The following is a 12,831-nucleotide window of genomic DNA, read 5'->3' as shown; positions in this document are numbered from 1 at the left end:
AGTTTTAGAATAAGTCTTTGTTGATGGTACTATTTAGTTCTTCGCCCGAAAGGATCACTTTTTTCTTGAGTTCATTTACCTGAACGGAAGCCTGATTGTAACTTTCCATAAAATCGGTAAATTCTAACAGACTGATATTTCGTTTTTGAAAATTGGTTAAGATCCCTTTATAAACTGCTTCAAAGTCTGAGTTAACAGTAGGTTTTATGATCACATAGTTTTTACGGGATTCTTCCCATTTGTTCCAGGCAGTTGTAATTTCGGTTTGCAATTGAAGATCAAAATTCTGCTTTTCAATTTTTGACTGTTCGAGAATCGTTTTTGCATACTTAATATTTCCTTTGTTTTTGTTCCAAAGGGGTAATGGAATCCCAAGGGTTAAATTAGCTTCTCTGTTAAAAGCCCCACTGCGTTGATCGTAATTGGCACCAACGGTGATATCAGGAACAGATAATGCTTTTTGCCATTTTACATTGATTTCGTTTGCCTCAATATCTTTTTGTTTGGCTAAATAATCCGGACGATTTGCAATGGCTTCATCCTGAAATGTTTTAAGATCAAAAGGAATTGTTTTGATATACTTATTAAATTCTTCTTTTGTAACTTCCGGAATAACATTTTCGGATGAATTGAGCAGTAATTTTAAGTTAGCTTGTTCCTCGATATTTTCATTAACCACCTCCATACGCTCATTTTTGAAGTTTAAGTAAAGTGATTGCAGACGAACAAGATCTCTTAGTGGGATATTGCCTTTTTCAACCTGTATAGAGTAGGAGCTTATCAAATCTTCAATATGAGCCAGCTGATTGTCAGTAACTTCAAGACTTTTTTTGTTGTAGTATACGGTATAAAAGCTTTTTCTTAATTGCAGTTTTAAAGTTCGAAGTAAATCATTGAACTGTAATTCGGCTAATTGTTCGTTGGTTTGTGCCAGTTTTATTTCGTTGCGTTTTTTTCCACCCAAATAAATTAACTGTTCGATACCAAATGCTTTTTGCCCTTGTTTTCCAATATCAAAATACTGATTTCTTTCGGGGTTGTAAGCATTCAGTTCTGCTGTTACTGAGGGATTATCCCAAATTCGGGCCTGAATGGTTAATGCTTTTGACGCATCAATATTGTATTGTGATGCCAACAAAAAGAGGTTGTTTTTAAGGAATTGGCTTTCACAGTCCTGAAGGCTGACCGTTTTTTGAGCCAAAACTACCGGACCGATAAGTACAAGTAGGAATGCACATAGTTTTTTCATTGTATCAATTTTAATTTATACAAATATGCTATCACGGGACTTTAAGAGACCTTAAAATCTACCTTAAAAATAACTTAAAATAAATTACAAATGAAAAAATAACTGAAATAAATTCGTGTTAATATGTGGAACACTGTAGGTTATAGATGCGTTGTGAAGTGTTAGAATGCGATGAACAATCCTTAATCCAAGACCAAAGCCACTAGTGCCTTTCGAGTTTTTACCACGCATAAAAGGCTGAAAAAGATTTTTTTGTTCTTCTTCATTTAAGGTTTGCCCAGTGTTTGAAATCGAAAGGACTAATTGATCATTCTGAGTACTTATAATTACTTTGGCTTGTTTGTTATCAGAGTAAACGCAGGCATTTTTTAGGATATTGGTTATGGCAATTTCCAATAAGTTCTTATTGCCATTTATTTCTAAAGCGGTATCGAGATTGTTGCTTTCTTCGATTTCAAATAAAATTAGAAATTCCGGATAACTTTTGTTTAGATTTTCAATAGCCGAAAACAAAATTTCATCCATACGATGAACTTCTTTATTTTCATTTTTCTTATTGTCTATTTTAGAGAGGATCAATAGCGAATTAATTAATTCGGTCAATTGATTGATGTCGGACAAAATCGTTTTTAGAAAGCTTTTTCCTTTGTCGGATGTTGTTGGATCTGCTATGGTGTTTTCAATCTGCGAGGTAATTCTGGATAGGGGAGTTCTCAACTCATGTGAGGCATGGGCTGTAAATTCTTTTTGTTTTTGATAGGAAACTTCAATTCGGTCCATCATGAAATTAAATTCATTGGCGATCAGATCAATTTCATTTTTGTTGTTTTTGGAAGCAACACGGGTATCGAGATTGTTCTCGTTGATATTCTTTATTTTTTGATGAAAAACATTGAGTGGACTCATTGCTTTTTCTACTGTTAAAGAGGTTAGAGCCAAGCATATACCGGTAAAAAAGATATAGGAAAGAATTAATGTATACCTCAGGAAAAATAGTTTTCTTTTGCCATATTCGTCAGTGGCGGATATTAGAGCATAAAAATCCCTGTCTTTTGTATCGTAAAAAACACCATATACTTCGTAATCCCCCTGTTGTTTAAAGAATGTTTTATGTTTTCTAAGATATTTCAGATCTTCAACAGACCAATTGATTTTGGCATCGTCTATACTGCTGTAGATGAGTTTAAAGTTAGAATCAAAGACCAGTGTTTTTTCATCGTACAATTGATTAATAGAGTTCTGATCAATAATTTTCAGAAGCTGCTCATCAACTTCTTTGACGTTAACTAGAAGCTTAATGTTTGAAAGCGCCTTAATTTCCAGACGATCACGAAATTCTTCTTTCCTGAAATTAGAGTATAAAACAAATATCAAAGTAGAAGCCAATCCGAAAAGGATTGTAAACAACAAGCTTACTAAAAGTGATATTCGGTTTTTTAAAGTCATTCCTGATCGCTTAAATAATATCCGTAACCCACTTTGGTGCGAATAAGTTTAACAGTATGGTCTTTGTCGATTTTCTTTCTTAAAAAGTTAATATAAACCTCTATGGTATTCTGATTGGTTTCGATGTGATAATCCCAGAGTTTTTCGGCAATAAATTGTTTCGATAAGACTTTACCTTTGGCATGGGCCAAGATTAAAATGAGTTTGAATTCTTTAGGAGTAAGTTTGATTTCTTCATTAGATCGAAATACCTTCATATCGCTTTCCAGAATTTCCAGATCAGCAATCGTTATTTTAGTTTCTACTTGTTGCGGAATTTCTTTTCGACGTAACAAAGAAGTGCTTCTGGCATACAGTTCCTTGAAATGAAAAGGCTTGACGAGATAATCATCGGCACCATTATCAAAAGATGCTAATTTATCTTCAATTTCGCTAAAAGCAGTGAGCATTATAATCGGAGTCTTTTTATCGACTTCGCGAATGCCTTTACAGACTTCAATTCCATTACTTCCGGGCACATTAATATCCAGAATAATTAAATCATATTCATAAGGAAAATACTTCTTCAACAATAACGAGCCATCATAATAAGAAAAACACTCAAATCCATTTGAAGTAAAGAATGCAGTGATTTCTTTAGATAGCGTAAAATCGTCTTCAAGAAGGAGTATTTTCATAATGTTCTGTTTGCGAGGTGTGAGATGTGAGATGTGAGATGTGAGATGTAAAATGTAAAATGTAAAATGTAAAATGTAAAAGCAACATACTAATCACTCTTAATATACACAACTCACATTTTACATCTTACTTTTCACAAAAGATCAGGGACTAATTACTAATCACTAGGAACTTATTTAAAATAAGAAAAAGTCTCGTTGTTTTCAATTTTTAAAAGGGATTCGTAAATCAATTGAATCACATTTTCAACATCTTCTCTTTGTACCATTTCTACAGTAGTATGCATATAACGCAAAGGCAATGAAATTAACGCTGAAGCCACACCGCCATTGCTGTAAGCAAAAGCATCAGTGTCTGTTCCGGTAGCACGGGATGTTGCATGACGCTGAAACGGAATTTGTTTCTCTTCAGCTGTATCTACGATAAGATCACGCAGTTTATTTTGTACGGCAGGTGCGTAGGCAATAACCGGTCCTTTCCCCATTTTTAAATCTCCTTCTACTTTTTTATCAATCATCGGAGTAGTAGTATCATGACAGACATCAGTGACAATAGCCACATTAGGTTTGATCGTTTGTGCGATCATTTCGGCTCCGCGAAGACCGATTTCTTCCTGAACAGAGTTTACGATATACAAACCAAACGGAAGTGTTTTATTATTTTCTTTTAGTAAACGAGCTACTTCGGCAATCATAAAGCCACCCATTCTGTTATCGATAGCACGGCATACAAATTTATTCTCATTTAAAATCATAAATTCATCCGGATACGTAATCACACATCCTACATGAACACCCAATGCCTCAACCTGCTCTTTGGTTTCACAGCCTAAATCGATGAAAATATTACTGATTTTTGGAGTTTCTTCCTTGTCACGCAAACGGGTATGAATGGCAGGCCATCCGAAAACACCCTTAACGATTCCTTTTTTAGTATGTATGTGTACTCTTTTTGATGGTGCAATCAGATGATCAGAACCTCCATTTCTGATTACGTACAACAAACCGTCGTCAGTAATATAATTAACATACCATGAAATTTCATCGGCATGACCTTCAATGACTACTTTAAACGGAGCGTCAGGGTTGATAACTCCTACAGCAGTCCCGTATGTATCCGTGATAAAAGTGTCTACATAAGGTTTCAGATAATTCATCCAAAGTTTTTGCCCTTCGCTTTCGTAGCCTGTAGGGGAGGCATTATTGAGATAGCTTTCCAGGAAAGCAATTGAGGTGTCATTTAAGATTGATTTTGTGCTCATAAAAATATTTTTTTGCTAATTTATAAATTTGGTATCAGAGTTGTATATAAATATATAATTTTACATTTAAATTATGACTCGATGAGATTTACTGCCCCTATTTTATTTTTTATATTGATTTCGTTAACAAGTCAGGCTCAGGTGAAACCGAAAGAGAATGAGCAAATGGGTTACATATTGACGGAACAGGATTCGATTTTGAATGACACGATTGAATTACCCGAAATTATCATTTCAAAGGAAAAACTGGATCCCGAAGCGCAAAAGCAATTCATGATTCTCCAAAACCGTGTTTATAAAGTATATCCGTATGCAAGACTTGCAGCTGACCGATTGACGGCATTAAATAACGGAATGGCGCGTTTGAAAACCAACCGTGAAAAGAAAAAATATTTTAAAATTGTAGAAGATTATCTCAATAACGAATTTGAAGCAAGACTTAAAAAACTTTCCCGTAAACAAGGACAGATTTTAGTCAAACTCGTTCACAGACAGACCGGAATAACGACTTATGAGTTGATTAGAACCTTAAAAAGCGGTTTTAAAGCTTTTGTATCTAATACGACAGCCAATTTGTTTGATATAAGTTTAAAAATGGAATACAAACCATTTGAATCCAATGAGGATTATTTGATTGAAACGATTCTGGTCAGGGCATTTGATTCCGGAAAACTAGTGAATCAAAAAGCAGCAAATCCTGTAAATTATGATGATTTGATGAGTCATTGGGAAGCAAAAGCAAAAGAAACAAAAGCTGAAAAATAGAGTTATTTTATTGAAAGCATATTTTACAAAAACCTACAGATAATCCTGTAGGTTTTTTTTTATTGTTTTAGGTTTTGGATTACAAGGTTAACTTAGATTTAAGAGAATATACTTACTTATTTTTAAGAACTGCGATTTGTCTCTGATTGCCCGTAAATTCAGCGTTTTTTGTTATATATTTTGTAGTTAAACGGCATTTACTTTGTTTTTTTAACAAATTAACTAGGAATATAATTTGTTAATTATAGTTTAATTTGTAGGTTTACGATCTTAACAACCACTAAGTTAACCAAAAACCAATTTATTTATGAGATTAAAACTACTTACACTATTGGTGTTATTAGTGGCCATTCCCATTTGGTCACAGAAGACATCAGAAAGTGATTTTGTAATTTCTTTAAATGGAAATAAAATCACAACCACTTCCAATTTTAAACAGCAGTTTAAAGACAAAAAAAGTACAGCAAAGCAGAGCCTGAAAACAGAGTATACTTTGCTGCAGTTTACAAAAATTCCTTCTGTGGAAGAACAACAAAAGTTGAAAGCACAAGGAATAACTTTACTTAGTTATTTATCGAATAACGCTTATTATGTAGAAATTGCTCCTGAGTTTTATAACAAAAGCAGTGTTTCTGATAACATAAGAGCGGTGATTGCAGTCGATCCGAAATATAAACTGGATCCCATGATTGTGGATAACGCTATCCCGGATTATGCTGCAACAGGTGGTAACGGAATTAAAGTTGTTGTAAGCTATTTTAAAGGCGTTGATCGTAAGCGTGTTGAACAAGATTTAGCAAGCTTGTTTTTAAAAAACAGTAATAACGACGCAACGTTTAATGAAGTTTATATCCAGGCCTCTAAAGAAAAATTAGAAGAGTTGGCAAAATTCAATTGGGTACAAAACATTGAGTTGGTTGCCCCACCGGTAGAAAGCGATAATAAGCCGGGTGTAACTTCACATAAAGCGAATGTTTTGGGGTCTACTATTCCTGGTCTTGGTTACGGATTAACCGGTAAAGGAGTGAAAATTGGTGTTTGGGATGGAAACCTTGAGCCTCACAAAGATCACACTGGCAGAGTTATCAATAGAGAATACGAATCAAATTCTTCACATGGTGATCACGTTGCGGGTACTATTGGCGGTGCCGGTTTATTGGATCCTAAGGCAAGAGGTATGGCTCCGGAAGTACAAATGTACGGCTGGAACTTTAACACTCAGTCTAACGGTTTAAGCGTTCAGCAAGAAAGAGTGAAAGCTGCAAATGAAGATGGTATTGAATTAACGTCAAATTCGTATGGAGTAAATTTAACTTCAGGTTATAATACCAGAAGATATGATACCGGAGATCGTGGTGACGACAATGTTACCGTAACATTTCCTTATCTTTTGAATATTTATTCGAATGGAAATGCGCAAACAGCATACCCTGGCGGATTCAACACATCGACAAAAAATTCAAAAAATGCATTGCACGTAGCGGCAAATAATCCTGATGATTTAATCAGTTCTTATAGTAGTTTTGGACCAACTATCGATGGACGTTTGGTTCCTCAAATTGCGGCTGTAGGTACAAATGTATATTCATTAGACTACAGCAATTCGTATCAGATCATGAGTGGTACTTCTATGGCTACTCCCGGAACTACAGGTACAGTTGCTTTATTGTATGAAAGATACAAGAATATTTACGGTACAAAACCATTAGCATCTTTAATGAAGGCTTTAGTGACAGGTACTTCTAAAGATGTTGGAAACCCTGGTCCTGACTATAAATATGGTTTCGGAAACCTGAATGGTCTTAGAGCTGTTAGAGCTTTAGATAATAAAACGTTCTATTCTAATACAGTATCTAATGGTCAAAGTTATGAGAAAGAAATTGTTGTACCGGCAGGTTTAGTTACATTGAAAGTATTACTTGCTTACACAGATTTGCAGGGAACACCGGGAGCGTCTTCTGTTTTGGTAAATGATTTGGATGTTAAAATTGTAAAAGACGGTGTAACTACTTTACCATGGGTTTTAAATGCCACAACACCAAATGCAAATGCAGTTCGCGGCGTGGATAATTTGAATAATATTGAACAAATCACTTTGGATAATCCTGCTGCAGGAACTTATAAAATTATCGTTAGCGGTACAAGAGTGCCTATTGGTACACAAGAATTTTCTGTGGTGTATGATCTTGTCGCTCCTGAATTAGTTTTAACTTATCCTATCGGTGGAGAAAAATTCGATACAGATAGTACGGAATACATTCGTTGGGATTATGAAGGGGAAGCAAAACCTTTTACAATCGAATATTCTGTTGATGGAGGAATCAACTATCAGGTCATAGCGAAAGATATTCCATCTGCTGCCAGAAATTTTGCATGGAAAGTTCCTGCGGGAGTTGTGGCTAATGCAAAAATAAGAATAATTGCAGGTTCTAAAGTGGATACTTCAAGAGAGGTATTTAATATTATTACAGAACCTAGAAATTTAGTAATAGCGCCTTCAGCATGTGGTGTGTCCTCTTATAAGATGGATTGGACTCCAATTCCGGGAGCAAAGTACGAAGTGCTAAAAATGAACGGGTACAAGTTTGATGTTGTAGCAACAGTGACTGATCCTACTTACACTTTTACAGTTTCTGTTGGAGATGATAACTGGTTTTCAGTTAGATCTATAGATATTGCTACAGGAATTGTTTCCGAAAGAGTAAGAGCGGTAAACGTTGAGCCGGTTTCTAAGGCCGTTGTAAGTGCTGCAACTCTTCCTTTTGAGGAGAACTTTAATTCCAGAAAAGCGACTAATTATGTGTTCTCTAAAGGAACAACAGGTTTAGTAAAGTATGAGTATATCAATGCAGATTTTGTAGACGGAGCAAAAATGGCCGGATCAGGTGATGTATCAGCTTCTCCTTGGACAGCAAGTACAGCTGCTAATGCTTTTGCTAACAACCAAAACTTCATTAAGAAAGTTTCATTTTGCGATATTGATGCTACAAGTTTAACAGGTAAAACAATCGGACTTAAATTTAATGTAATTTGGACTACAGTTGGTGCTTCACCGCTGCCAAACAAAAACTTCTTTAGACTTGTTGTAAATGGTACTCCGGTAAATAGTTACGAAAATGTAGGCGTTTATGGTGGAACAGCCACGTCTGGTAATAGAGAGTTGTTATACGATTTATCGGCTTATGCAGGAACTGTCTTTAGTGTGGCTTTTGAATCGGTTATGGATAATGATGTTCAAGTGATAGCTAATGATAATGTTTACAACTCTGTTTTTATTGACAATGTTTCTATTTTTGAGGCAGCAGCAACGGATGTTGAATTAACTTCATTGACTCCAAATGCAGGACTTACAGCTAGTGAAACTGTAAAAGTAAAAGTATTCAATCACTCTCCTGTTGCGGTTAGCAATGTACCTGTTTCTTATAAAATTGATAATGGAGCAGAAGTGATTGAAACTATTCCGGGACCAATTAACCCTTTTACTGAAACATCTTATGATTTTGCACAAAAAGCTGATTTTTCAACACCAAAACTATATAAAGTAGTTGGAAATGTAAATTATACAGGTGATACAGTTGCAGATAATAATACGTTAGTAGGAAGTGTACGTAATATCGGAACTGATATTTTAATAGGCTCAGCCTCTCCGGTATCTACTTGTGCTGCAACATTTACAGATAGTGGTTCGCGTTATGCAAATTATGGAGATAATCTTTCGCAAACTATTACTTTTAAACCGGAAACAGCTGGAAATAGTATAAAAGTGACTTTTACTGCTTTTAATGTTGAGCAGGATTATGATTACTTGTATGTGTATAATGGAACAACTACATCTGCTCCTTTATTAGGGACCTTTACAGGAAATACTTTACCTCCTTCATTAACGTCAACAGCTACAGGAGGAGAGTTGACTTTTAGATTTACTTCAGACAGTAATACAAATGAATTAGGATGGATTGCTGATATAGAATGTGTGGCGAAACCAACAGTAACAGACGTATCTGTAGTTTCAATCACTACACCTGAAGTTTTAGGGAAGAAGACGAGTACACATAATGTGACTATCAGGGTAAGTAATTTAGGAACGACTGCTTTGACCAATCACCCGGTATTTTATCAGGTAAACGGAGGAGCGAAAGTTACAGAAACTGTTCCAAGTATAGGAGCTAATACTACTGTAAATTTCACTTTTGCGACTAAAGCAGATTTGTCAGTTGTAGATGCTACTTATACGATCAAAGCGGGAGCTGATTTGCCGGATGCAAATGCAGCTAATGATGCAGTCGAAAAAGTAGTGTACAATAAAAACGAATTACCGGTTCACACCAATACAAATGGATACGCAATTTCGCGCTTCAAATGGAATGATGTGGTAAATAATTCAGGGACTACAGCGTATTCAGATTTTAAAAATATAAAAATTCCGGTTTATGCTGGTTTTACTTATCAGCCGGAAGTAACCATTACAAAAACCGAAACACCAATAACCAGAGACTTGTCAGCAACAGCAACAGGAGTTTTCACAATGATTGTGATCGATTTGAACGGAGATGGTAATTTGACAGATGAATTTTATGCAGGGAATTTTTGGGTAAATACCACTCCAACCTCTGCGGCACCTGCGATACCATCAACAACAAGTACACATTATTTCAGAAATATGGCTACATTGGCAGGAGGATTTACCATTCCGGCAAACACAACTTCAGGTGAAAAATTAATGCGTGTTCTACACATGTTCCGTTCACCTTCAGAATATTTCAATGTGAATCTTGGGCCAACTTTTGATGGATTAACAAGTTCGAGAAGTGATTTTGAAGTAGAGGAATACACTATTAACGTACTACCTTTTACAGCTGCCGATGCCAGTATTGATGCAATTTCAGCACCAATTAAACCAGGTAATGCTCCTGTGACAGTTTCAGCTGTAATTCGTAATTATTCAACAGTAGCTATTAATAATTTTCCGGTTGCTTACAAGATTAATGGAGGAGCTGAAGTAGTTCAAAATCAGATAACTTCAATTCCGGCAGGAGCAACAGCTCCTATTGTATTTACTACTAAAGCAGATTTAGGAGCGCCTGGTGATTATACAATTCAGGTTTATACCAAACTGCCTGCGGATACAGATCCTTTAAATGATTCTAAATCAATAAGTCTTTCGCATGCTGCAAATCATCCTGTAAATGTGACTGGAACTTTTGATGGAATAAATGACTTTATCAAAACAGACGCTGCACCGGCATTGAATCTTACTAATAATTATACTTATGAGCTTTGGGTAAATCAAAAACAACCTACAACTTTTGCAAGACTTTTAGATAAGAGCACTGCGTTAGCGTTTATTCATACTAATAACAGTTTGAGTTTATATAAGGAAAATAGTTTAGTGATCTCTATTACTACTGCTGCAGGATCATACGTTATTAATACAGGAGTAAATACCATTAAACAAAATACATGGCACCACATCGCTTATACGGTAAGTGCTGCTAACGTGTACACAGTTTATATTGATGGAGTTTCAGTTCCTTATACCAGTACAGGTACTGCTGGGGCAGCAAGTACAAATGCTAGTGCACCTGCTTATATTGGTAATAATGCGGGATTAGCTCGTGGTTTAAATGGTAACATTGATGAAGTTCGTATTTGGGCAGGAGTTCGTAATCAAGCAACAATTGCTGCAAATTCAACGACGAAATACGTTGGAAACGAACCAGGATTATTAGCGTATTACAGTTTTTCAGAAGGCGACAAACCGTTCGTTTTTGATAGTACAATAAGTGACAACACTGCTGTTGTAACCAATGCTGATACTAATGGTTTAGGCGATGGTAAATTCTGGAATGTACCAGTTCTATTGCAAAAAATAGATTTTGTAAATCAATTATCTACAAGTTATGATGCACCTACCAAAACGTTTACTGTAATATTAAACAATGGATCAGATGTTACAAATGCAATTGCCAACTATACTTTAGGAATGAAAAGTATTGCAAAAATTGGAGGTGTGACACAAGTGAATGGAGTGACGCCAAACGATTATACCAATCCAATTACTTTAACAGTAGAAGGCGTTGGCTTTAATACCGGAATTTCTGAAACATACACTATTAAAGTTGTCACTGGTTTAAGCAATGAAAGCAAATTACTTTCTTATGACTTTAAAACAGTTTCAAATCCAGGTTTACCACAGGAAATTTACACAGATATCGTGGGGAATAATGCTACTAAAACAGTACCGTTCGGTTATAATGTTTCAAACCTGGTTGCAGATTTTACAGTTTCGCCAGGCGCTGAGCTTTATGTTGACGGTGTAAAACAGCTTAATTCTAAAGTAACTGCTTCAGATTACCGCAATAGTTTCTTAGTAACAGTTGTTTCAGAGAATAAGCAGTCTCAAACTAACTATACGGTAGATATTAATGCAAAAAATACTAAAGCAAGTATCTTGTCTTATTCAGTAGCTAATCAGGTAGGAACAAGCGTTATTGATCCTGTAGCTAAAACGGTTAAAGTTAAGGTAAATAATAATGCTAATTTAAGTGCTTTAGTGCCTAATACTCAGGTTTCTGATTTCGCTACATTGCGTATTGGTACTTATATTCAGACTAGCGGAGTGACAACACTAAACTATACCGGACCGGTAACTTATAATGTATTGGCACAAAACGGCACTATCGAGTATTGGACATTGACGATAGAGTTGGCTAAACCTACAATTACACTTTTAGGTAATGCAGTCATTTCTATTGATAAAGGTTGTGTGTACACAGATCCGGGTTATACGGCAGTAGATAATACAAATGCAGATATTACTTCTTCGGTTATTGTTTCAGGTACTGTTGATGTAAATACTCCGGGACAATATGTAATAACATATACGGTAAAAGATGCATTACAAAATCAAGCTACAGTAACACGTACAGTAAATGTTTCAAGCACGACATGTACATTGGGAGTGCCAACTAATGCTATTGAAGGTTTTGTATTATATCCTAATCCGGTTATCGAAGGTAAGGTTCATATACAATCAGCTTCAAGTAGTCCTAAAAACATTGTGATATCTGATATGACAGGAAAGAAAATACTTTCTGTTCAAACAGAAAAAACAGAGTTGAATGTTTTAGGCTTGCCAAGCGGTGTGTATCTAATAAGAGTAGAACAGGATGGGAATACATTTATAGAAAAATTAATCATTAGATAATTTCACAGACTAGTTCTAGGTAATTAGCAATTTACAACCCGACAGTTTTTCAGAACCTGTCGGGTTTGCTTTTTCATCTATTCTATATATAAGAGTAGTTTTTGTCTAATAGAGACAAATGCCCGGCTGAGACGAATGTCCGGCTGAGCGAAGTCGAAGCCTTTGGGTTTGTAATTTAAGTATTGGGGAGCTTTATCCCGCTATCCGTTTGTATCTTTTGTGTCG

At 35.5% G+C, this 12,831-nt stretch carries 6 protein-coding genes; 2 read left to right on the top strand and 4 right to left on the bottom strand.

The annotated features are described in order from the left end of the window. Nucleotides 1–4 precede the first annotated feature (4 nt). The 4 genes from ACAM30_RS19785 to ACAM30_RS19770 all read right to left on the bottom strand — a co-directional run bounded on the left by ACAM30_RS19785 (nt 5) and on the right by ACAM30_RS19770 (nt 4,634). On the bottom strand, nt 5–1,249 hold the full coding sequence (locus ACAM30_RS19785; protein WP_369616233.1) for a TolC family protein: 1,245 nt from the start codon (nt 1,247–1,249) through the stop codon (nt 5–7). Between the two features lie 84 nt (nt 1,250–1,333). Continuing rightward, the gene (locus ACAM30_RS19780; protein ID WP_369616232.1) at nt 1,334–2,695 is read right to left on the bottom strand and encodes an ATP-binding protein; all 1,362 of its coding nucleotides are present in this window, start codon (nt 2,693–2,695) and stop codon (nt 1,334–1,336) included. Further along, a complete protein-coding gene (locus tag ACAM30_RS19775) occupies nt 2,692–3,372 on the bottom strand; it encodes a response regulator transcription factor (RefSeq protein ID WP_369616231.1) in 681 nt (226 codons plus the stop codon). Before ACAM30_RS19775 ends, ACAM30_RS19780 begins: the two co-directional genes overlap by 4 nt. Before the next feature lie 173 nt (nt 3,373–3,545). After that, complete coding sequence (locus ACAM30_RS19770) at nt 3,546–4,634, bottom strand: M42 family metallopeptidase (protein WP_369616230.1); 1,089 nt, start codon at nt 4,632–4,634, stop codon at nt 3,546–3,548. Between the two features lie 81 nt (nt 4,635–4,715). On the opposite strand from ACAM30_RS19770, the gene ACAM30_RS19765 reads away from it, so the two are divergent. Together ACAM30_RS19765 and ACAM30_RS19760 are read left to right on the top strand one after the other, a co-directional pair. After that, on the top strand, nt 4,716–5,399 hold the full coding sequence (locus tag ACAM30_RS19765; protein ID WP_369616229.1) for a DUF4294 domain-containing protein: 684 nt from the start codon (nt 4,716–4,718) through the stop codon (nt 5,397–5,399). A gap of 307 nt (nt 5,400–5,706) precedes the next feature. Further along, on the top strand, nt 5,707–12,606 hold the full coding sequence (locus ACAM30_RS19760) for a S8 family serine peptidase (RefSeq protein ID WP_369616228.1): 6,900 nt from the start codon (nt 5,707–5,709) through the stop codon (nt 12,604–12,606). Nucleotides 12,607–12,831 lie beyond the last annotated feature (225 nt).

Origin of the sequence: Flavobacterium sp. CFS9, assembly GCF_041154745.1 — a bacterium.
Classification (GTDB): Bacteria; Bacteroidota; Bacteroidia; order Flavobacteriales; family Flavobacteriaceae; genus Flavobacterium.
Note: the sequence above shows the minus strand (reverse complement) of the source record. Positions and strands in the feature narration are given on the sequence as shown.